Source organism: Aeromonas sp. 130281 (assembly GCF_056642115.1).
In genome coordinates this window covers 1-21401 of record NZ_JBWVQS010000001.1, presented here as the reverse complement: position 1 = coordinate 21401, position 21401 = coordinate 1, and the positions used below count along the sequence as shown (strand labels likewise).

The 21401-nt window shown below is 60.7% G+C and carries 19 protein-coding genes and 1 tRNA gene; 5 read left to right on the top strand and 15 right to left on the bottom strand.

Going from position 1 to position 21401, the window contains the following annotated elements; genetic code table 11:
* Nucleotides 1-93: 93 nt before the first annotated feature.
* On the top strand, nt 94-1032 hold the full coding sequence (locus AC1IN8_RS00100) for a LysR family transcriptional regulator (protein ID WP_479757646.1): 939 nt from the start codon (nt 94-96) through the stop codon (nt 1030-1032).
* Nucleotides 1033-1077: 45 nt separating this feature from the next.
* Here the strand turns inward: AC1IN8_RS00100 and AC1IN8_RS00095 are convergent, their stop codons facing one another.
* From AC1IN8_RS00095 to AC1IN8_RS00045, 11 genes are all read right to left on the bottom strand, one after another.
* Nucleotides 1078-1386 carry a putative quinol monooxygenase gene (locus AC1IN8_RS00095; protein ID WP_479758446.1) on the bottom strand — a complete coding sequence of 103 codons (309 nt, stop codon included), beginning with the start codon at nt 1384-1386 and terminating at the stop codon, nt 1078-1080.
* A 222-nt stretch (nt 1387-1608) separates the two neighbouring features.
* Nucleotides 1609-2076 (bottom strand): GNAT family N-acetyltransferase, encoded by a 468-nt coding sequence (locus AC1IN8_RS00090; protein WP_479757645.1) that lies wholly within the window; start codon nt 2074-2076, stop codon nt 1609-1611.
* Between the two features lie 35 nt (nt 2077-2111).
* The gene (locus tag AC1IN8_RS00085; protein WP_479757644.1) at nt 2112-2585 is read right to left on the bottom strand and encodes a cupin domain-containing protein; all 474 of its coding nucleotides are present in this window, start codon (nt 2583-2585) and stop codon (nt 2112-2114) included.
* A 145-nt stretch (nt 2586-2730) separates the two neighbouring features.
* Nucleotides 2731-3129, bottom strand: a complete 399-nt coding sequence (locus AC1IN8_RS00080; RefSeq protein WP_139434342.1) for a septal ring lytic transglycosylase RlpA family protein — start codon at nt 3127-3129, stop codon at nt 2731-2733.
* A gap of 133 nt (nt 3130-3262) precedes the next feature.
* Nucleotides 3263-7690: a chromosome partition protein MukB gene (gene mukB, locus AC1IN8_RS00075; protein WP_479757643.1), complete on the bottom strand. Its 4428-nt coding sequence runs from the start codon at nt 7688-7690 to the stop codon at nt 3263-3265.
* Nucleotides 7691-7735: 45 nt separating this feature from the next.
* The gene (mukE, locus tag AC1IN8_RS00070; RefSeq protein WP_139434340.1) at nt 7736-8473 is read right to left on the bottom strand and encodes a chromosome partition protein MukE; all 738 of its coding nucleotides are present in this window, start codon (nt 8471-8473) and stop codon (nt 7736-7738) included.
* Nucleotides 8454-9773, bottom strand: coding sequence for a chromosome partition protein MukF (mukF, locus tag AC1IN8_RS00065; protein WP_479757642.1), 1320 nt, complete (start codon nt 9771-9773; stop codon nt 8454-8456). The genes mukE and mukF overlap by 20 nt, the downstream gene beginning before the upstream one ends.
* Before the next feature lie 138 nt (nt 9774-9911).
* Complete coding sequence (gene cmoM / locus AC1IN8_RS00060) at nt 9912-10688, bottom strand: tRNA uridine 5-oxyacetic acid(34) methyltransferase CmoM (protein WP_139434338.1); 777 nt, start codon at nt 10686-10688, stop codon at nt 9912-9914.
* Between the two features lie 516 nt (nt 10689-11204).
* A complete protein-coding gene (locus AC1IN8_RS00055) occupies nt 11205-11738 on the bottom strand; it encodes a hypothetical protein (RefSeq protein WP_479757641.1) in 534 nt (177 codons plus the stop codon).
* A gap of 4 nt (nt 11739-11742) precedes the next feature.
* A complete protein-coding gene (locus AC1IN8_RS00050; RefSeq protein WP_479757640.1) occupies nt 11743-12675 on the bottom strand; it encodes a hypothetical protein in 933 nt (310 codons plus the stop codon).
* Between the two features lies 1 nt (nt 12676).
* On the bottom strand, nt 12677-13186 hold the full coding sequence (locus AC1IN8_RS00045) for a type VI secretion system PAAR protein (RefSeq protein WP_479757639.1): 510 nt from the start codon (nt 13184-13186) through the stop codon (nt 12677-12679).
* Between the two features lie 316 nt (nt 13187-13502).
* On the opposite strand from AC1IN8_RS00045, the gene elyC reads away from it, so the two are divergent.
* From elyC to pfkA, 3 genes are all read left to right on the top strand, one after another.
* A complete protein-coding gene (gene elyC / locus AC1IN8_RS00040; RefSeq protein WP_479757638.1) occupies nt 13503-14288 on the top strand; it encodes an envelope biogenesis factor ElyC in 786 nt (261 codons plus the stop codon).
* Nucleotides 14289-14423: 135 nt separating this feature from the next.
* On the top strand, nt 14424-15179 hold the full coding sequence (gene tpiA / locus AC1IN8_RS00035) for a triose-phosphate isomerase (RefSeq protein WP_139434336.1): 756 nt from the start codon (nt 14424-14426) through the stop codon (nt 15177-15179).
* A 142-nt stretch (nt 15180-15321) separates the two neighbouring features.
* On the top strand, nt 15322-16293 hold the full coding sequence (gene pfkA, locus AC1IN8_RS00030) for a 6-phosphofructokinase (RefSeq protein WP_005326082.1): 972 nt from the start codon (nt 15322-15324) through the stop codon (nt 16291-16293).
* Nucleotides 16294-17240: 947 nt separating this feature from the next.
* Here the strand turns inward: pfkA and AC1IN8_RS00025 are convergent.
* Complete coding sequence (locus AC1IN8_RS00025) at nt 17241-17504, bottom strand: hypothetical protein (RefSeq protein ID WP_479757637.1); 264 nt, start codon at nt 17502-17504, stop codon at nt 17241-17243.
* A gap of 119 nt (nt 17505-17623) precedes the next feature.
* Between AC1IN8_RS00025 and AC1IN8_RS00020 the strand changes: the two genes are divergently transcribed.
* Nucleotides 17624-18880 carry an amidohydrolase gene (locus tag AC1IN8_RS00020; RefSeq protein ID WP_429161609.1) on the top strand — a complete coding sequence of 419 codons (1257 nt, stop codon included), beginning with the start codon at nt 17624-17626 and terminating at the stop codon, nt 18878-18880.
* A gap of 72 nt (nt 18881-18952) precedes the next feature.
* Here the strand turns inward: AC1IN8_RS00020 and yjjG are convergent, their stop codons facing one another.
* The 3 genes from yjjG to AC1IN8_RS00005 all read right to left on the bottom strand — a co-directional run bounded on the left by yjjG (nt 18953) and on the right by AC1IN8_RS00005 (nt 21369).
* Nucleotides 18953-19633, bottom strand: coding sequence for a pyrimidine 5'-nucleotidase (yjjG, locus tag AC1IN8_RS00015; protein ID WP_479757636.1), 681 nt, complete (start codon nt 19631-19633; stop codon nt 18953-18955).
* Between the two features lie 29 nt (nt 19634-19662).
* Nucleotides 19663-21147, bottom strand: coding sequence for a M17 family metallopeptidase (locus AC1IN8_RS00010; RefSeq protein ID WP_479757635.1), 1485 nt, complete (start codon nt 21145-21147; stop codon nt 19663-19665).
* Between the two features lie 145 nt (nt 21148-21292).
* Nucleotides 21293-21369, bottom strand: a tRNA-Met gene (locus AC1IN8_RS00005).
* Between the last annotated feature and the right edge of the window lie 32 nt (nt 21370-21401).

The following is a 21401-nucleotide window of genomic DNA, read 5'->3' as shown; positions in this document are numbered from 1 at the left end:
GGATCGCGCTTTCAGGAGGGACCCGCCTCGCTGCCCCGCCATACCCGTGCCCGATCTTTGACGGCGATCTCACCCCTCAAGCCTGGAGAGACCATGTTCCCGGACAGCCAATGGCGCGATCGCGTCACCCTCAAGATGCTGCGCTACTTCCATGAAGTGGCGAGCTTGGGCCACTTCAGCCGGGCCGCCCTGCGGCTCAATGTCTCCAAATCGCCGCTGAGCGCTCACATCAAGGAGCTGGAATCCCTGCTGGGAGTGACCCTGTTTGATCGCCACACCCGTCAGGTGAACCTGACCCCCACAGGGCGTCTGCTGCAGGCCGAATGCGAGCGGCTGTTCGATGTGCTGGAGAGCGGCCTCAACCGGGTGGTGCAGGCGGGGCGCATGGAGCGCAACCAGATCCGCATCGGGCTGGTCAGCTCCATCTTCTGGGCCGGCTTTGGCGAGGTGATCCGCCAGTGCCACCAACGCCACCCCGAGTGCGAGATCACCTTCACCGAGCTCTCTCCCGAGCGCCAGAAGCAGGCGCTGGCCAGCAAGGAGATAGACATCGGCCTCGCCCGCTTCGCCGACACCCTCAACATCCACCCGCTGCAGGCCGAGACCGTCTATCGGGAGTCCATGGTGCTGGTGGTGTCGGACGAACACCCCCTGCGGGATCGCAAGCGGGTCTCCCTGCCCGAACTCGCCGCAGAGCCCTTCGTGCTGATGAACCGCGCCAACTCCGCCTCCACGGATCTCATCATCAACGCCTGCCTGGTGGAGGGCTTTTACCCCCGACTGCGCCAGGAGGTGGTGGAGCCCAATACCCTGATGGCGGTGGTGGCCACCAGCCAGCAGGTGGCCCTGGTGCCCGCGAGCTACGGCCGCCAGAAGTGGCCCCATGTGCGCTTCATCCGCCTCGAGCAGGGGATCCCCGCCGATCTCTGCGTGCTCTATGCCCCGCCCCTGGCCGGGCAGCCCGCGACCACTGCCATCCGCCACTTCATCGACACCATGAGCGAGCAGATGAACCTGCCGGAGCGAGGCTGAAGGCAAACAGCCCGATGAGGGGATCATCGGGCTGCGCGGCAAGGGTCAGGGGCTCACTTCCTCCATGAAAACGAGCCTAAGGGGCTCGGCCAGCAGCTCGTCCGCCTGGCGGGCGAAGGCCTGAAAATAGTCGCTCGCGCAGTGGGCATCCAGGGCGGCCTGGCTCACGAAGGCTTCGCGCATGTAGAAGGTGCCGGGTTCGTCCTTCAGCTCGAACAGCACGTAATCGAGGTTGCCAGGCTCCTGGCGGGTGGGCGCTATCAGCGCGAGCAACCCCTGGCGCAGGCGCTCCCTCATGCCGGCGCGGGCCTTGAGCACGGCGATCGACACTATCTTGTCCGACTCTCTCTTCATCATCCCAGTTTCTCCACTGTCACATCATCAAGAGACCGGGAGGTGCCTGCCCCTCTCATGGCAATGATCCCATGGCAGCCGCCTCCCCCAACATGGTGCCCAGTGTAGGCATGGCGGTCAGGCCGATATAGATGGTCAGGATGGACAGAGTGTTCAACCGGGTGAACAAAGAGGCGGCGGCAGGGACAGATGCGCGGCCAGAGGCAAGCGCCTGGCTCGCCGTCAGGGCCTGAACCAGCTCTCAACGCTGAAGTAATAGCTGGTGAAGGTGTGCCCAGAGAGTGTCGTCTTCTTCACCCTGGTGGCGCGCCTGGCGAGGGATCTGTATGGGGGGCGGGTGCCCAGCAGATGAAAGACCACCTCCTGATGGCCCATGGTGCGCGCCCAGCCCATCATCTCGTGGAAGATGGCGAGCCCCCTGCCCCAACCCGCCCTGGCGATCACGATGGCAATCTCGACCCCCTCCTCATCGGGCTGGAGGCCGCACCACCCCACCAGGGCGCCATCGATGAGGACGGCACGCACGCGGCAGCCGGGCAGCGCGTCTATCGCCAGCTTCTCATCCATCCAGGCACGCACCCCGGCGGCATCGAAGGTGGGGTGGTCAATCAGGTGTTTTCGCAGCGTCTCGTCGTTGACCAGGGGCAGAAAATCCTCTGCGCGCACATCAACAAAGTGGAGGAATTTCATAGGCTTATCATGCTTTCCCAAAGAGTGAGGGGTCCCTAATAGGGGGACCCGTCCTTGTGTCTGGCAACCCAGGTTCCATCGGCGCCCTGCACCAGGGCCAGATCGTCGTCAGGATATTGGACTGTGTCCCCCGCCAGCCTGTCCCCCACCTCGAGATAGACGGCGTCCACCTCACCGTGGTTGAGCAACTGATGGGCCAGGCCGTTGCCGCCCTTGAAGCCGATGCACTCCCCCGGCGACATCAGATACTCCTCCTCCCCATAGCGCAGCCTGGGGGTGCCCGAGAGCACATAGACGAACTCATCCTGCAGACCGTGATGGTGTTTGAGCGCCGAGATGGCCCCCGGCGCCAGGGTCGTCAGGTTGACCCCAAGATTGGCGAGGCCGAAGTGGTCCCCCAGTCTGCGCCGGGTGCGGTGCTTGACCAGGGAGGCAAAGGGCTCCGGATAGAGGGACTTGGCCTTGTTCTCCGGGATCTGTGTGGCCTGAATGGGCGTGCGGTTCGTCATCTCAACAACCTCCATATTGGCGCCCTGGCAAGGGCAGCAAGAGATAATCACACAGATACGGCTGAAGGCGGGAGGCTGTCAACGCCGAGATGCAAAGAGCGGGCTCCCGCAATGTCCCGCTGCGCAATGGTCCGCCTGCAACCCCCTACAGCACCTCGACCTTGACCTTGATAAGGCCGGATCGGGTGTTGCCTATGGTGCTGAATGCAGCCCTTGAGAGATCGATCACTCGCCCCCTCGGGAAGTTGCCCCTGTCATTGACCCGCACCACCACGCTCTTGCCGTTGGCAAGGTTGGTCACCCTCACCATGGCGCCGAAGGGCAGCGTCATGTGGGCGGCGGTGTTGGCGCTCTTCTGGTAGGGCTCGCCGCTGGCGGTTTTCTTGTTGTGATAGCGATCGGCATAGTAGGAGGCCAGCCCCGTCTGGGTATAACCCCGCCAGTTGCCCGCACTACCTGCATCAGGCTGGCTGCTGCAGGCCGCAAGCAGCAGGCACAGGGAGGCCAGCAGCCCTTTTTGTACCTTGCCTCTCATATCTTCCATCGCCACTCTCATCATCACTTTCAGCACCAATCTGGATCCCGCAAACAGGGGGCCTACTCTCTCATATTTCCCATGGAAAACGGGAGGCCCAAGCCTCCCGTTTGTGTGTTCACCCGTCAGTCTGTGTCAGGGATCAGGCGATGAGCTTGTCATCGGCGAAACCAAAGCCCCGCAGCCCCACCACATGCACGTGCTCGTGCTTGCCCTGCACCTTGCGGATGAGCTTGTAGGTGGTGCCCTTCTCGGGGCTGATGTTCTCGGGCGCCGCGATGAGCAGCTGCATGTCCTGCCGCTCGCACAGCTCGAACAGGGTGGCGATGGACTTGCCATCCAGGCGCGCCGCTTCGTCCAGGAACAACAGGCGGCAGGGGGCGATGTCCTTGCCGCGCAGGCGGCGGGACTCCTCCTCCCAGCTGATGAGCACCATCAAGAGGATGGCCTGACCGGTGCCGATCGCCTCGCCGGTGGAAAGGGCCCCGCTCTCGGCACGCAGCCAGCCGTCGGCACCGCGCTGCACCTCGATTTCGAGCTCCAGGTAGTTGCGATAGTCCAGCAGCACGTCCCCCATCACCTGATAGTTGCGCTCCCCCTGCTCTATCTGCGGGTTCAGGCGCTGGAACAGCTTGGCCATGGCCTCGGAGAAGCTGAGCTCCTTGTCGGCGAACAGATCGTTGTGCATGGCACTCTGATCGGCCAGCGCGGTCAGCAGACGAGTGTGTGCCTCGCGGATATTGACGTTGAGGCGCACCCCGCGCACCAGGCCGAAGGCGATGTTCTGCAAGCCCTGGTTCAGTACCCGGATGCGGTTCTGCTCCCGGCGGATGATGTTGGTGATCTTGGCCGCCACCTCGTGGGAGGAGAGCGACAGGTGATTTTCCCGCTGCTTGAGCTCGTCCGCCAGACGGGCCAGCTCGATCTCCATCTCCTCGATGGCCTCCACCGGATCGTCCGAGCGGATGATGTCGTTGCGGATGCGATCTTTCAGGTAACGGTAAACCTGCACGTAGAAGGCAACCTTCTGCTCTGTGCTGCGGTTGCCCTCCGACAGTCGCAGCGCATCGCGCAGGGCCTCATCGTGAGCCACCGCCACCCGCAGGGCGCCGAGGGCCTTGTCCGACATGGAGCGCAGCTCGTCGCTGTCGAGGTACGCCAGCTCGCGCTTATTTAAACGCTTCTCGACGTCGGTCTCCCGCGCCAGCCGCACCACCCGCGACCAGCTGGCCTTGTGGCCCACCAGGGATTTGCGGGCGCTGTAGTAATCCTTGCCTTCGAGCTTGAGACGACCGCCCAAGGATTCAATCTCGCGCTTGGTCACCTGCAACTGGGCCTCGGCGCTGGTGCGACGGGAGCGGGTGCGGATGAGCAGCTCTTCGATCTCCTTCTTGTGGGCGCGGGATTTCTCCTCCATGTCGTCCGACAGGGTGAGCCCCATGGCCCCCAGCTCCTGCTCGAACTCCGCCAGGGTCTGGCCCTTGGCCGAGGCGCTGGAATCGAGCGCCGTGCGCAGTTGCAGCGCCTCGGTGTGACGCAGGGCTATCTGCTTGTGCTGCTCGCCGGCGGTGCGGGCGGCAAGCTCCGCCGCCTTGAGCTTCTCTTTGAGGCGCTCGCTCATCTCGGAGGCCTTACCGAGCAGGTCTTGCGCGTCCTGATAGGCAAAGTGCGGCAGCCGAGCCACCAGTTGATCCAGCGCGTAGGCGCGGCGCTTCTGCTCCGCCAGCAGCTCGCTCGCCTCGTCGAAGGCTGCCTGCAGGGCAGAGAGATCCTGGGGATCCTGGCGCAGCACCTGCACCAGGGTCTCGAGCTTCTCCAGCCCCTTGCCGTGTTGGGCCACAAAGGCTTCGGCGGTTTTAAGTGCCTCCACATCGGCGCGGGCCGCCTCGAGGCGGGCCGCCAGCTCAGTCTCGGCAAAGAGGTGGGCAAAGGGCAGCATCCCCTGCACCAGCTGGATATGGCGAGTCAGCTGGGCGGCGGCCGCCTTGGCCTCGGCCAGCTGTTTGTCGCACTCGGCCATGGTTTCTTGCAGCTTGCGCTGATCGTGCTGCTTGGCCTGCACTTCGGCTTCCGGGTCCGGGCGGAAGGCGATATCCAGATGCTGGCCGATAAAGTCGCGAAAATGCCCGTAGAGGCGGTGGTACTTCTGCTGCTCGAAGGCGGCCTTGGCGTAGCCCTCGATCAGATTTTCCCGCTCAAGGTCGAGCTGCTCGATGCGTTTTTCCCGGGCGGCGCGGCCAAACAGCGGCAGCTCGGGGTAGCGGGAGAAGCGCACCTGACGTTTGCTGGTGCGCACCAGCACGGCGTCACCCAGCTCGTCCGCCTCCACCAGATCCTCGTCAAAGGAGTCGGGGTTGCCCTGGATGAGGTAGATATCCTCGGGGCAATCTTCCAGCTTTTTCAACCGCTCGATGGCCCCTTCCAGATCCAGCACCACCAGGGCGCTGCGGGCCGGGCCGTAGAGGGCGGAGTAGTAAGGGGCATCGTCGATGGAGATGTCGTCATAGACATCGGAGAGCAGCACGCCCCCCACCTGCTCGGCGACGCGGGCCAGGCGCGGATCCGCCTCCCCGGCTCCCAGCTGGAGGTTGCGAATTTGCCGCTCCAGGGCCTGCTTCTGCCCCTGGATGCGGTTGCTCTCCTGCTCGAACTCCCGCTCCTTGTCGAGCACGCTCTGCATGCCGGCCGAAAGCGCTTCGGCAGTGTCCAAGGCCAAGCCACTCTGCTCGCGCAGCTGTTCGAGCTTCTCGAACGACTTGAGCCAGCGCGGGGCCAGCTTGGTGAGATCGCTGATATCGCGGCCCAGCTGGGCGCCCTGATGCTCGAGGCTGGCGCGGCGCTGGTTCGCCTCCGCCTGCTGATCGGCGAGCTCCTCCTGACGGGTGCGTTGGGCTTCGAGGAAGATCTCCAGCTCGTCCTGGCTGGCAATAAGCTGGCCAGAGGCCTGCTGCAGCTCGTCGCGCAACTTGAACAGCGCCTGCTGGCTGTCGCTCTCTTTCTCGAGGCGGGCCAGCGCGGCGCGCAGCCCCTGCCCCTGGGCAATGCGGGCTTTGTCTTCGATATGACGCTTGAGCAGCGCCTGCGCCGTGGGCCAGGCCGCCTCGCGAGCGGTCTCGGGGGCAATGCTCAGCAGCAGCGTCAGCGCGGCCTGATGCTCGGCCACCGCCGCCTTGGCCAGCGCCAGTTGCTGCTCGGCCCCCAGCACCCGGCTGGTGAGGCTCTGCTCGGCGGCGCGGAACTGGTGCAGGGTGTCGCTCGCCTGCTCGGCGCTCAATCCCGGCAGCTCGCACTGCGCGCGGGCCGTCTCCAGCGCCTGCACCGCCTGGCGGTACTGGATGGCGCGGGTCTGCTGAATGTCCAGCGCCTGCTGATAGTCGGCGAGCTGGGTCTTGAGGCTGTCCACCTCTGCCTGGGCCAGCTCCTTGCGCTCCTCCACTTCCAGCAACTGGACGTGGATCTCCTCCACCACCGCCTGCTGCTGCTCGAGCTTGTCGTTGAGCTCCCGCAGATCGGCGCGATACAGCTCTATCTTCTTTTGCAGCGCCACTGCGGCCATCACCTTGGCCAGGTGCTCGGCGGCGGACTCCAGCTCGTCGGTCAGGAGCTTCTCGCGGTTGGTGAGCTGATCCACCTCGTCCGCCAGATAGATGGCGCGCTGCTTCTCTTCCGCCAGCAGACGGCGTTTGCCGGCGAGCTCGGCACGGGCTTTGAGGGCCAGCTCGGAGAGACGGCTCTTCTCGGCGGCGCCCCGCACATACTCGGCCGCCACGTAGTGGGTGGTCTCGGTGATCAGGTTCTTGAACAGATCCCGCTGGCCCTGGGTCTCCTTGATGGCTTCCAGGGTGCGGCGGTTCTCGTAAATGGCCGCCTCCATGTCCTGGAACGCCTTGCGCACCCCGGAGTTCTCCGGCAGCAGGTATTCCCGCAAGGAGCGGCTGATGGACGAGGAGATACCGCCATACAGCGAGGCTTCGATCAGGCGATAGAACTTGCCGCGATCCTTTTGATCACGCAATTTTTTGGGCGTGATGCCGAACTCGAACATGAAGTTGTGATAATCGGTCACCGTATTGAACTTGGCGACCTTGATGGCCCCCAGCTCGGCGGCGGCCCCCTTCAGATCGGCGAAGGCACGCACCCGCCCCTTGCCGTCATGGAGTTTTTCCAGCAGCAGATCCGTGGGTTGCAGGTTTTCTGGCACGTCCACCAGGGCGAAGGGGGTGATGTTGACCTTGTTGTCCCGGTTCGCCACCTGCTCCAGGTGCACGCCGACCCAGATCCGCTGCTCGCGGCTGTTCATCACTTCCAGCAGCGAATAGCAGTGACCGCGCTGCAGCTTGCCGTAGAGCCCCTTGTCACGGGACGCGCTGGATGAGCCCGCCTCAGTGGTGTTGCGGAAGTGGAGCAGGGACTGATCCGGGATCAGCGCCGCGATAAAGGCCGCCATGGTGGTGGACTTGCCCGCGCCGTTGCCGCCGGACAGGGTGGTGACCAGCTGGTCGAGATCGAAGGTGCGGGCGAAGAAGCCGTTCCAGTTGACCATGGTCAGGGATTTGAATTTGCCTCTCACGCCGCACTCTCCATCAAACCAGCCGACGCCATCGGTGCCAGAACATTAACGTTGCAGATCATCTTCCACCTCCAGCTCCAGCTGCTCTTCGTCCAGATCCTCTTCAATATCCTCGAACAGCGAGTCGCTGCTCGGCATCTCGTCGTCGTGGAAGATGGCCTCCCCCTCCTGGATCATCCGCAGCTGCACGGCGCGGGGATCCTCGTCGGAACGCACGTCGGCGGCGAAGCGGAACACGGATTCGTTGACCCGGAATTTGTCGCTGTTGCCAAGGGCGGTGATCATCCCGAGGCGCTTGAGACGGCGCATGGAGGTGCGGATCTTCTCGAGCAGCTTCTTCTTGTCCAGATCCGTGCCGCCGGAGCGGCTGTTGACCATGCGCAGCAACTGCTTCTCGTCCGCCAGACTCAGCACCTCCTCCTGCAACTCGCCCATGGTGAAGACCCCTTCAGAGGCGAGGCGGTCCGGGCTCAAATAGAGGTAGCAGAGCACCTTGCCCACCAGCATATCGAGCTCAGATAAAACGGTTGTTCCGATGTCGGCGCTCGGGCGCGGGCGCAGGTAGAAGAAGCCCTCAGGCGCCTTGATGAGCTCGACCTGATAGCGGCCGTAGAAGATCTCGAGCTCGCCATGGAACTCCACCAGGGCCGAATGCTGTTCGAAATCGTCGGCACTGATGTGGCGCCCCGAGCGCAGGGCGGTGTCGATGCGCGGAAACAAGGGGTTGGCGATGGCCTCTGCGAGCCGCAGGGGCAAGGGAAACTCAGAATTGATCAATGACATAGGCCTGAACCTTGGATCCAGCTTGGTTAATGGGTTTCCATGCGGGTTGGCGGTGCAGCTCGCGCTCACCGCTGGCATGGCCGAGGCGCACGGCCTGGTCTATCAGCAGACGCGCCACGTCGAAGTGGGCGTGGGCCGGGAAATCGAGCAGGTATTCTCGCAGCACGTCGGCGAGATCCAGCTGCTGCCCCTGCTCGGGATAGCGGGCCAGATAACGCTCGATGCGCTCCGCCAGCGCCTGGTTGATGTCCACCATCTCCATGAACTCCATCTCGAGGGGCACCTCGCCGGTCACCTCCTCGTCGTGGATGGCGATGGTTTCGTCCCGCAGCTCCAGGAGGCGCGCCTCCTCGGCGACTCTGAGCAAGAAGTTGTGCTGCTCGAAGTTGCGGATGGATTCCCGCAGCCGCTGGCTGAAGGCGCGGTTCTTGTCCATGTCGATGGCGTTGCGGATGAACTTGTGGACGTGCCTGTCATAGCGGGACCAGAGCTCGATGCACTGCTGGCCCCAGGAGGTGATGACATCCAGACGCCCCTGCAGGGCATGGGTCAGCTCCTCGACGTGGAGGAGATCGTCGCGCCCCTGGGCCGCTTCCTGAATGTTGAGCAGCCCCGCCTGCAGGCGGTGGCCAGCGGCGTCCAGGGTATCCTGCAGCTCGCGCAGGGTCTGGCCCGTCTCGCGCAGCAGCTTCTCGCAGCTGTGGATGGCGTCGATCCAGTTCTGGGTCAGCAGGGCCGCTATCTCGTTCTTGACCTGATTCTGCTGCTCGTCCATGGCGCGCTGGGTGAGATCGATGCGCCCCAGCGTCTCCTCCAGGGAGAAGGTGAGCCGCGGCAGCACTTCTGCGTCCCACTGCTCCCGGGTATTGGTCTCGAGCGCCGCCTCGCGGGCGGTGTCGAGCTCGGCCGCCAGGTGTTCGAGCAGGATGGAGAGCTTGATGGAGTCGACCTGGCGCTGATCCATAAAGAAGTCGACGATGCTCATGCCTAGGCGCGACAGGCGATAGAGGCTCTCCCCCGCCACCATGTCGGTGGTGAAGCGCGACAGCAACTGCTGGCGAATGAGATCGTTGATGGCGTTGTTGGCACGACCCGAGAGGGTCTCGTCCATCTGGCCGAAGGCGCTGCTCACATAGCCGAAGGCGTCGTGCAGCGCGGCCTCCGAGAGATCAGACTCGTCCTCGGACAGCGTCTTGATCGCAATCAGAAAGGCCAGCCTGTCGGTGGGCAGATTCAAGGAGAGGCCCTCCTGTCTGACCCATCCCACCGTCTCTGGCAGGGTACGGGATGTACTCATCATGACGTTATCATCTCGTTGTTATAAACGGGGGTACCAGACCCTCGTGGTGATTCGGACCCGGGGATGGGCAACCCCGGCGGCGGTATCCCGACCGCATAAACCCTGGCATCCCGGCCATTCAGGCCCCCATGACAGCCCTCAGCCGACCGGCTTCTGGGCCATCACATGGATGTAGCGCCCAAGGGAGACAAAGGGTTCCTGACGACAGTAGTGCTGCTCCATGGCCAGCAGATCGTCGAATTTCTCGACCTGCTCCTGCTTGTGGCGCATGTAGTCGTGAATGACCCGCACCCCTGTCTTGCCGATGATCTTGAGGCCCCCCCGGCCTATCCAGTCATAGACCTGTTCCGGCAACTGGGGGTTGGTGGGCGTGAGCGCAGTCTGACGCTTCTTGTTCAGCCCCTGGCGCACGTAGTCGAAATTGCCCACCACCAGGCTCTGGAACAAGAGGCCATGACGATTGTAAAAAAGCAGCGACAGTATGCCCCCTGCATTGACGAAAGGGAACAGACCGAGCAGGGTCTGGCGGGGCTCGGCGAGCCACTCCAGCACCGCATGACAGAGCACCAGGTCAAAGGTGCCGGTCACATGGGCCTTGAGATCCTGAATGGGGCAATGGATGAGACGAATTCTGTCTTCCAGCCCCTTCTGGGCAATCTGCTCCCGGGCGAGATCCAGCATCTCTGCCGAGAGATCGCACAGCTCCACCTGGTGGCCCATGGCCGCCAGCTTCTGGGCGAAATAGCCAAAACCGCCGCCGGCATCCAGGATGCGCAGGGGCCGGTTGCCAAGGCGCGCCAGGCAGGCTTCGATGTCGCTCCACACCACGGCGGTGCGAATGCGCCCCTTGGTGGAGTCATAAATGTTGCGAGCGAACTTGTCGGCGCGCCCGTCAAAACTCTGATCTTGCTTCAAGACACACTCATCTTCGGCCGCAGGATTGGGCCAGACCAAAAAGAGAGGTATTCTGTCACATCCGGAATTTGCTGAAAACTCAAGGACGGGGAGTTTGGTTCTCTATATGGGGTTGGAGTAGGTCGATGGCTCGCAAACTGTCACGCTGGCGGCGCGGTTTGATGATATTCGACCAGATGAACCACCCGTCTGAACCGCTATCCACATCAAGGTGGCCGCCAGCACCCAGTCATTGAGCGAGTACCCGGCCAGCGTCATGCCGGACACCACCACCGGCGGCGCGCTCTTTGCCACCCCCGCGGCAGCCGCAGCCGTTTTCCCCATGCATCGCCCCTCCAGAAACGACAAAGCCCGCACGAAGCGGGCCAGAAACGAAAAAGGCCAAGGTCGGTGAGACTCTGACCATGATGGGTAGATGCTAACGCTGGGGAGAATAATATTCAACTAGCAGTTGTGTATTAGGCAATGCTAATCACCTGCAAACACTTGTGATCTATCGCTCCAGATAATACTTCATTATTTAATTGCTTTGTGAATATAAGCATCATAGCAATACATACTACCCTCTATCAGGTCATCGGGTTTAGGTTGTGGCAATATATTAATAGTCACAATAGATTTTGGTGCCCAGATTTTGAATGCTTTCTGTTGCTCACAAGAATAAAGTAACTTCCTGTCAACATCCCAAAATTGAACACTAAGCAAGTCAAGCCCGCCATCACTTAGCAAGTGTTCGTCGATATCTAATGTAATTACCTGCCCACTTTTATAATCACCTTTGTATATAACCATCCCAGTCTTGGATGATGTCAGAACAAGTGTTCCACTATTTCTAATCTCCGAAGGAAGAATGACCTCAAAACCTGCCTTGGTGAGCTGTTTCCCTGAGGCGGAATACATCACATCATCTTGACCATTTAAACCTTCAGATATCATTTTTACATCTATAGGGAAAACGCTCATTGCCCCAGCCATGCTATCTCCTTTATCGCTTGCAACGGCACTAAAAATCGAAAAAACTAATACAGCGATTGTATATTTAAAAACCATATTATTAACTTACCTTAGGCTTAAACTCAATAAGGCCATGTGGAAGCCCTTTAGGTGTATGAAATGAGTATGGCAATCCTATCCCGCCTTTCTTTCGCCACAATGAATATCCATTTGTCCCCTCATCTTTTGCGGATCTATTATAAAAAGCATCTGCCAATCCAGGATGGGGCAACGCCTCATGCTCTGCCGAAAGTTTATGAACAACGTTACTACCAAGGCTCGTGCGCAACTCTTTAAGACGACTAGAAATTGCATTGGAATCTGGTTTGTTTCTGATGATGTGCCCATAAAACGTGCGGGTCATAAATGCATAAACTGAGATATTAAAGTGATCAGCCATTTTCTGTGCAAGACTATTTTCCGGCCCAGCATCCCCAGCATTATCAAAAGACTCAAACATGCTTGACACACCTGTTCTACATGCATATGAGCATATACTTCCATCCACAGAGAACACCTTGTTCGGGATGCTTTTAATATTGGCCTTATTTAAGGCCACCTTTACGCCACCTTTATAATTAACACTCAACTCACCAGGTATTCCATGGCAAAAGAAGAATAAATCTTTAATCTTATATTCATCACGCTCAGCTTTTAATAGTTCAAGTAGAGCAGAGGTTGAAGTTATTGCCTTAGGTATAAAATCGTAGTTATTACACCAAAGTTCAATTACTCCCAATTCCAGTTTGGTATAACCATCTGGTACATAAGCGACTATAGTTCGATCTACTTTCGACAATCCACATCTAATTTCGGTGACAGTTGCAGCTATAAACATCATCTTCAACCAAAATGAGTTATAACTATGCTCAGAACCGATGACAATTATATTCTCTTTTTTTTGTACTTTAAGCTTGACCTCTGCTCGTTCTTTCTTCTCCGTTGGGCTCAGATTGGATTCCCCAATTTTCTTCCACTTGGCACTCTCACCCACGTTACGACTCCTTCACTTCGATCGAAACAGTTTCCTCTTCAAAGGCCGATACTATGTGAGTACGTCCCTGAGGATCTGTCTTCCCGTACTCGGCTTTGCCATCTGCCCGAACAATCCGATATTCCACCTCTGCAAGAGGCTCCCCCGTCACTTCGTCTCTGAGCACAAATGCTTCATCAAACAAGCCAGCGAGCTCCAGCGGTGGAGCTGCAGGAGGTGCAATATCTCCAACAATGACCGTACTCGAACCGATGATTACCCCGCCACAATCAACTGCGCCGCCGGTGATGGCCAAAGGCTTGCCATTCACAAGCACCGTTGATGAACCAGAAGCGATTTTGCGAGGGTGCGGGGGATGGTTTGGCTTGTCATGTGGAGCCAACGGGTCTCCGACCCTGGCGGCGGGAATGCCATCAATGAAAACGTCGGGAGAACCGGCAATGATGGGCGTGGGATGAAATCCATCGTGGTCGGTTCCTATATTTCCGACCTTGGCTGCGTGCTTAGACATAATACGACTCAACTGATGCGACTACATGGTGGCATGCTGAGCTGTTCAAAGCATACCGAGGTTACCCATAAACAAAAAAAACCAGGATCATCATGATTTCTGGCCATTCTGGGCATAAGCCGCAGGGATTCAACTGTCAATTTATCTAGTTGTTTTTTGATAGTGGTTGTGCAGATGGCAGACATTTCCGGAGAGCTGGCGGTGCTCGAGTCCAAGGGAAGGAGCTTGTGATCAACCTGGCGCAGGATCTGATAAAATGCCCTCAACGCCTGATGCCAGCTGTCGCATGTTAATTAAGGTAATGATGGGAGAACACATGTTTGAGTTGAACTTCTTTGTCATCAAGAAATGGCTGGGCCAGTTGCTGATGCCGCTGCCCTTCTCCCTCTCCTTATTGCTGCTGGCGTTGCTGCTGCTCTGGTTCACCCGCTTTCAGAAGAGCGGCAAGCTGCTGGCGACCCTCTCCCTGGTGATCATCGCCCTGATGGGGATGAGGCCCGTCAGCTATGAGCTGGCCCGCAGCCTGGAGCAGACCTATCCGCCCTTCGAGGTAAACCAGCACCCGGATATAGAGGCCATCGTGGTGCTCGGCAACGGTCACGTGAGCGATCCGGCGGTGCCCGAGCGCGCCTGGCAGAACAACATAGCCCTCGCCAGAACCCTGGAGGGGGTGCGCCTCGCCCAGGCCTATCCAGAGGCAGAGCTGGTCTTCTCCGGTTATGTGTCGGGCGACCCCCTCTCCAACGCCGAGGTCAACGCCCGCATGGCGACCAGCCTCGGCATCCTCCGCTCCCGAATGACGTTGTTTGAAAACAACAAAGACACCCATGACGAGGCGGTCAGCATCAGTGCCCACCTCAAGGGCAAGCGGGTGGCGCTGGTGAGCTCGGCCACCCACCTGCCCAGAGCCATGGCCCTCTATCGCGGTCAGGGACTCGATGCGGTGCCGGCCCCCACCGACTACACCGCCAAGCAGAGCCAGGAGCCGCAGCCCCTCTACAGCTACCTGCCCAAGGGGCGTTATCTGATGTATTCCGAGGCTGCCATTCACGAGTGGATTGGGGTATGGTGGGCCCGTTTGCGGGGGCAGGTTAACGAATGAGCGATCGGTTCTTGCATTCCTGATTTGGATCAGGAAAGCGAAAAAAAATTACGTCATTTGCCGCCGGGTCAGCTATCTTGGGCTCGGTTCAATTCATATAATGTTGCGCAATCAAATGCCTAGGAGATTGAGAAGATGAGACAGCACCTGGTAATGGGTAACTGGAAACTGAACGGCACCAAAGCTTCTGTCGAAGCTCTGATCAAAGGACTGACCCCGGCTGCTGCCGCTCATCCTTCCGTGCAAGTCGCCGTCTGCCCACCGGTTATCTTTTTGGGTCTGGTTGAACAGCTGACCGCTGGCAGCAAGATCGCTTACGGTGCCCAGAACGCCGACGTTCACGAGTCCGGCGCCTTCACCGGCGAGAACGCCCCCTCCATGCTCAAAGCCTTCGGTTGCACCTACTCCCTGGTCGGCCACAGCGAGCGTCGCACCCTGCACGCAGAGACCGACGACGTGGTGGCTGCCAAGTACGAAGCCATCCAGAAGGGCGGCCTGATCCCGGTACTGTGCATCGGTGAGACCCTGGAGCAGTTCGAAGCCGGCGTGACCAAAAACGTGGTCGAGACCCAGCTCAAAGCCGTCATCGACCGTTGCGGCATCGCCTCCTTCGCCAACGCCGTCGTGGCTTACGAGCCGGTATGGGCCATCGGCACCGGCAAGACTGCCACCCCGGAAATCGCGCAATCCGTTCACGCTCACATCCGTCAGTACCTGGCCGGTTTTGACGCCGCCGTGGCTGCCAAGGTACAGATCCTGTACGGTGGTTCCGTCACTGGCGCGACCGCTGCCGACCTGTTCGGCCAGCCGGACATCGACGGTGGCCTGGTGGGTGGTGCGTCCCTGAAAGTGGACGACTTCTCCCAGATCATCGCTGGCGCCGCCCAGTAAGTGACGCAAGAGAGGGGCCTGGCCCCTCTCTTGATATCGCTTTCCTATGGGTCCCCTTCTTCCATAGGAAAGCCGATATAGTAAAAACGGCTGGCCCCATTTTCAGATATTGATATTCGACAACTCAGATCCAGAGGCACTCATGACCAAACAAATCAAACGTATTGGTGTTTTGACCAGTGGTGGTGACGCACCGGGTATGAACGCAGCCATTCGCGCCGTGGTGCGCGCCGGTCTGCATCATGGCCTGGAAGTCTACGGCATCTATGATGGCTACCTCGGTCTGCATCAGGACAGGATCGTCAAGCTCGAGCGCCACAGCGTCTCCGACGTGGTCAACCGCGGTGGCACCTTCCTGGGCTCTGCCCGTTTCCCCGCGTTCAAGGACCCGAAAGTGCGCGCCGAAGCGATCGAGAACCTTAAAAAACACGGCATCGACGCCCTGGTGGTGATCGGCGGTGACGGCTCCTACATGGGTGCCAAGAAGCTGACCGAAGAGGGTTTCCCCTGCATCGGCCTGCCGGGCACCATAGACAACGACATCGCCGGTACCGACTTCACCATCGGCTTTGACACCGCCCTGAACGTGGTCGTCGACGCCATCGACCGCCTGCGCGACACCTGCAGCTCCCACCACCGCATCTCTGTGGTCGAGATCATGGGCCGCCACTGTGGCGATCTGGCCATGTCCGCCGCCGTTGCCGGTGGCGCCGAGTACGTGATCGTGCCGGAAGTGGCGTTTGACAAGGAGAAGCTGCTGCAACAGATCAAGGAAGGCGAAGCCAAAGGCAAGAAGCACGCCATCATCACCATCTGCGAGCACGTCACCGACGTCAACGCCCTGGCCAAAGACATCGAAGCCATGACAGGCCGCGAAACCCGCGCCACCATACTGGGTCACATCCAGCGTGGCGGCTCGCCGACCGCCCGCGATCGCATCATGTCCAGCCGCATGGGTGCCTTTGCCGTCGAGCAGCTGCTCGCCGGTCAGGGTGGCCGCTGCGTCGGTATCCAGGGCAACGAGATGGTGCACCACGACATCATCGACTGCATCGAGAACCTCAAGCGCCCGTTCGATCAGGAGCTGTACGATCTCTCCACCACCCTGTTCTAAGCCACTCAGCTTTTTACCGGTTGTTGATGACAAAAACCCTCCGATGGAGGGTTTTTTTATGCCTGCCGGTTGTCATCAGCCCCTGCTGACAGGCACAGGCCACCGCCTTCCAGCCCCATCCGTGTGCCAGCCTGCCGAACCGCCCCCTGTTGCGCTGCTGCCGGATAAGTTGGCGATACAGGCGCTCCCTTTCGTTTCGCCGCGCTCTACTGAGGTTTCCCCCTCTCCCGTAGACTCTTGCCCCTCCCCTTGCCCGCGCTCTCGCTTATCCCCCGTCATAAAGCTAACTCGGCCTGAACTTGCACCCCACACCCTCACCACAGGGCCTCTCAAGGCGCCTCGCGCCCTGCGTCCTCTGACAATGGGCGCCCCATGCCTGGGTTCCCTGTCTCTGCGTGCCTGCCTCTGCGCTGTGATGCAAGCTCACCCCTACTGCCATGACGCCCCCCAAAATACGCGGCTCGGCGGTCGGGGCTGGGGGTCTTCTCCCAGCCGAATGCCTGCAGTTTTACCCTGTTTTCCCCTGTGAATTGAAATTCTGCCTGAAGGTGATGACGATAAAGCACCGTCCCGACAGGGTTTACCCCATGGCGGGCAGATAAAAATGATGGGATGAAGGAAATGGCACTACCAGCCAGCCAACCCATCATTGGCGACACTTTCAGGCGCACCACACGGCCATTTTTCGCCACAAAAGTTGATAATCACCAAAACAGCCTCGTACAAACCCCATCAAAAAACGCAAAAGAAGAACCATAAGTGACTGTATATAAACAATATAGTGATAAATATCATGAGCTAGAAATCCACCACCCCCTGAATGGGTGATAAAACGGCCACAAAATTACAAAAACACAGCACTACGACACCACCGACATGATTTTGCCACATAATTACATTTTTCATTGTTATCCCCTGTCATTGTGGTATCTTGGTCTCATCATCAGTCAGCCAAGGGAGACAAAATAATGAAAGAGTTCGTTGTTACCGCCGTTTTTACCGTGTTTTTCACTCTGGTTGCCGTCTCTCTGCCCTCGCTGGCACAGCTCTAAGGCGGTTAATCGGTCAGGCAGCTGCTTGACCTGCATCTTGATAGCGCCACCAGGCCGCAAAAACACCCGCAAAGGTGGGTTTTTGATGGCTTGCTCAGGAACAGGGCGCCAGTCAGAAGTTATTGACCATCTGTGAGCATTTAACGACCTGAACGTCATGATCGCCGTTCTTGCAAGGGGAGCCTCAGTGCTCCCCTTGCCGCATCTGTCTCTGCGGGATTTACTCTTGCCCCCCTGCCCGTCACAATGTCCGCTGGATTTGCCATGCAGGAATCACCATGACTCAGGATGCTCTGCGCCACTGGCGCCGTGACCTTCACCGTCTCCCCGAAGCCGCCTGGTGTGAATTTCGCACCAGCGCCCTCATCGCCCACCACCTATCCGAACTCGGTTTTTCCGTCATGCTGGGGGACAAGCTGCTGGCCAGCAACCTCATCATGGGACGGGAGATAGACGTCGCAGCCCAGAAGGAGCGAGCCCTGCGTCAGGGGGCCCACCCCGACTGGCTGGCCCGCATCGACGAGATCACCGGTGTGATGGGGGTCTGGGACAGCGGCCGCCCCGGCCCCACCCTGGGCTTTCGCTTCGACATAGACGCGGTAGAGGTGGAGGAGAGCCGGGAGCCGGCGCACCAGCCCTGCCAGGAGGGGTGGCACTCCGCCAACCCGGGCTGGATGCACGCCTGTGCCCACGACGGCCACACCGCCATCGGGCTGGTGCTGGCCGAGCGGATCAGCGCCCTGGCCGAGCGGCTCAACGGCCGCATCAAGCTCTTCTTCCAGCCTGCCGAAGAGGGGTGTCGCGGCGGCAAGGCGCTGGCAGCGGGCGGTCAGCTCGATGACGTAGATGCCCTGCTGGCGCTGCACATCGGCATTCATGCCAACAGCGGCGAGCTTGTGATCAACCCCACCGAGTTTCTATGCTCCACCAAGTTCGATGTGGAATTTATGGGGCGCGCCGCCCACGCGGGGCTCGAGCCCAACGCCGGCAGCAACGCCCTGGCGGCGGCCTGCATGGCCACCACCGCCATGCTCGGCATCGCCCGCCACCGGGACGGCATGACCCGCATCAACATAGGCCAGCTCAATGGGGGCAGCGGTCGCAACGTGATCCCGGGTCACGCCCGCCTGATGGGAGAGACCCGGGGCGCGACCCCGGCCCTCAACGACTACATGTTCGGCCAGGTGCAGCAGATAGTGGAAGGGGCCGCCATGATGCAGGGGGCCAGCTACCTCATTCGCAAGCAGGGGGAAGCCATCGGCATAGAGAACAGCCCGGCCCTGCTCGAGGAGATAGTGCCCCTGGCCGAGGCGCTCAAGCTGGAGACCATCCACACCCGCCGTTTCGGCGCCAGCGAGGACGCCGGTTTCCTCATCGAGCGGGTGCAGCAGCACGGCGGTGAGGCCGCCTACCTCATTCTGGGGGCCAATCTGGCGGCGCCTCACCACCATCCGGAGTTCGACTTCGACGAGGCCGTGCTGGCCCCCGGCGTCGCCCTGCTCGAGGCCTGGCTGCTCAGCCGCCTCGGCACCTGAGAACGCCAGCGATGAAAAAAGGCAGCCCGAGGGCTGCCTTTCTTGTCTTTGCGAAGTCGCCTGGCGCCGGGCTCAGCGTCCCAGCACTATGTCAGAGAGGTGGGCGAAGTGATGGATCTCGTGGGTCGCCTCGCAGGGCCCCTGCTGGCGGGCGGGGTTGTACCAGCAGGTCGCCAGCCCCTGGGCGGCGGCACCGGCGATGTCGGTCTTGGGGTTGTCCCCCACCATCAGCACCCGCGCCGGGCTCGGCTGCCCCATCAGATCCAGGGCGTGCTGGAAGATGGCGGCAGCCGGCTTGGTCACCTGCACCTCGTCGGAGATAACGAGGGGCTCAAACCACTCGTTCCAGCCCAGCTTGTCGAGACGACCGCGCTGGGGCAGGCTGAAACCATTGGTGATGATCCCCATCCTGACCCGGCTCTTCAGGGTCAGCAGGGTCTGCTCCACCCCCTCCAGCGGCACGCTCAGGGCGATGATCTGCTGCAGGAAGGTGTCATTCATCGCCATGGGTGCCACGTTCACCTGCTCGGCAAACATCGAAAAACGGGTCTGCTGCAGTTGGGTGGCGTCTATCTCACCTGAGTTGTATTGCTGCCACAGCCTGTGGTTCAGCTCGTGATAGGCCGCCATCCTGGGGGGCGTTGGCGTCACGCCATAGATCTGCAGGGTGCGTTCCAGTGCCTGGGCGACCGGGAAATCGAGCAGGGTCTCGTCCAGATCGAACAGCACCCAGTCATAGCTTGCTTGTTTCACGCTTGTCCTTATTGGTTGTACTTGGCCATTCATGTGGCGGGCTCGGCCATGCCGAGCTGGCTGGCGAGCAGCGTCAGCGACAGCCTGACGCCAAACCCGGTCACTTCGCTGCCGACCACGCCGTTGCCCCCCTTGTTGCGAAAACCGCTCAGGTCGAGGTGCAACCAGGGGGTCTGCCCGGGCACGAAGCGGCTGAGGAAGCGGGCGGCGTCGATGTGATCCGGCGAGCTACCCGGGGCGCACTGTAACAGATCGGCCCACTCGCTATCGAGGTTGTCGTCGAAATCCTCGTCCAGCGGGAAGGGCCAGATCCGTTCACCGCTCTGCTGTCCCAGGCGTATCAGCTCGGGAAGCCAGTCGGGGCGATTGGTGAAGGCGCCGCTGTAGCGGCTGCCGAGCGCCCGCTTGCAGGCACCGGTCAGGGTTGCGTAGTCGATCAGCAGATCGGGCTCCCCTTGGGCCGCGAGCGCCAGGGCATCCGCCAGCACCATGCGCCCCTCGGCGTCGGTGTCCACCACCTCTATGGTGGTGCCATTGAGGGCGGTCACCACCTCCCCCGGTCGGTAGGCTTTGGGGCCTATGTGGTTCTCGGCGATGGCGAGCCAGCAGTGCACCTCAACGGGCAACCTGGCCCGGCTGATGGCATGCAGGGTTCCGAGCGCCACCGCGCTGCCCCCCATGTCCAGGTGCATGCCATACATGCTGCCACCCACTTTCAGGTTATAGCCCCCGGAGTCGTGGCAGATCCCCTTGCCCACCAGCGCGATGCGGCGCACCGGATTGGCCGGGCAATAGCTGAGCCTGACGATGGCAGCCTGGTTGTCCTCCGAGCCCCTGGCCACCGCCAGGAAGGCGCCGGCACCAAGCTTGGCGAGGGCTGCCTCGTCGAACTCCTGACATTGCCAGCCCTCCTGTTGCGCCAGCTGCCGCGCGAAGGCACGGTAACTGCCGGCATTGAGCTCTGAGGCGGGCAGCACGGCCAGGTGACGGGCCAGCCCGTTGCCCTGCGCCTCGGCCTCGATGCGGGCCAGATCCAGGACGCAGGGGGGAGACAGGGTCAGGCTCTGATAGCCGATGGGCGCCTCGTCGGCGCACTTCTGGGTGGGCAGCGGCACATCGGCCGCCAGCAGGGCGGCGAGCACCAGCTCGGCCAGCAGCGCCCGGGGCGCCTCATCGAAGCCCTCCAGGTGCAGCACCAGTTGCGCCACCTTGAGACCCGCAAGGGGGGCTGTCCAGGTGCGGGCCTGCTTGTAGAGCCGGTGATCCAGAACGGGCGCCGAGTCCATGAAGATCACCAGCTGCAGGCCCTGACCATCCGCCAGCCGGTAAGGGGCCGGCAGACCCAGGGCTATCTGGGACGCCACCCCGGCGAAGGCCGGTTGCGCCAGCAGGGCGTCGCGCCCGGTCTCTGCGACCAGCAGCAGTTTGACGGGAATGTCGCTCGCCATCACCTCGTTCAGGGTGGTGGTCTGCATGGTTATCTTGGGAGGAAGGTAGTTGAAAGGGTGCATCACAGGGAGAGGCCTCATCCATGAACAGAAGCCAGAATGATACCGAACAAATGGGACTATGGATCGCCACCACATAAATTAATGTGCTGGATCAGGGTGATACACGGGAGGATCGGGAGTGATACAGGGAGGAGAAAAGAGAATAAGTTGGTTGCGGGGGCCGGATTTGAACCGACGACCTTCGGGTTATGAGCCCGACGAGCTACCGAGCTGCTCCACCCCGCGTCCGAATTGTGTGTCCGTTGCCGGACCTTGCC

Coding starts and splice junctions, on each gene's coding strand:
- AC1IN8_RS00100 (WP_479757646.1), top strand. CDS start 94: ATGTTCCCGGACAGCCAATGGCGCGATCGCGTCACCCTCAAGATGCTG.
- AC1IN8_RS00095 (WP_479758446.1), bottom strand. CDS start 1,386: ATGAAGAGAGAGTCGGACAAGATAGTGTCGATCGCCGTGCTCAAGGCC.
- AC1IN8_RS00090 (WP_479757645.1), bottom strand. CDS start 2,076: ATGAAATTCCTCCACTTTGTTGATGTGCGCGCAGAGGATTTTCTGCCC.
- AC1IN8_RS00085 (WP_479757644.1), bottom strand. CDS start 2,585: ATGACGAACCGCACGCCCATTCAGGCCACACAGATCCCGGAGAACAAG.
- AC1IN8_RS00080 (WP_139434342.1), bottom strand. CDS start 3,129: ATGGAAGATATGAGAGGCAAGGTACAAAAAGGGCTGCTGGCCTCCCTG.
- mukE (WP_139434340.1), bottom strand. CDS start 8,473: ATGTCATTGATCAATTCTGAGTTTCCCTTGCCCCTGCGGCTCGCAGAG.
- mukF (WP_479757642.1), bottom strand. CDS start 9,773: ATGATGAGTACATCCCGTACCCTGCCAGAGACGGTGGGATGGGTCAGA.
- AC1IN8_RS00055 (WP_479757641.1), bottom strand. CDS start 11,738: ATGGTTTTTAAATATACAATCGCTGTATTAGTTTTTTCGATTTTTAGT.
- AC1IN8_RS00045 (WP_479757639.1), bottom strand. CDS start 13,186: ATGTCTAAGCACGCAGCCAAGGTCGGAAATATAGGAACCGACCACGAT.
- elyC (WP_479757638.1), top strand. CDS start 13,503: ATGTTTGAGTTGAACTTCTTTGTCATCAAGAAATGGCTGGGCCAGTTG.
- tpiA (WP_139434336.1), top strand. CDS start 14,424: ATGAGACAGCACCTGGTAATGGGTAACTGGAAACTGAACGGCACCAAA.
- pfkA (WP_005326082.1), top strand. CDS start 15,322: ATGACCAAACAAATCAAACGTATTGGTGTTTTGACCAGTGGTGGTGAC.
- AC1IN8_RS00025 (WP_479757637.1), bottom strand. CDS start 17,504: ATGACGTTCAGGTCGTTAAATGCTCACAGATGGTCAATAACTTCTGAC.
- AC1IN8_RS00020 (WP_429161609.1), top strand. CDS start 17,624: ATGACTCAGGATGCTCTGCGCCACTGGCGCCGTGACCTTCACCGTCTC.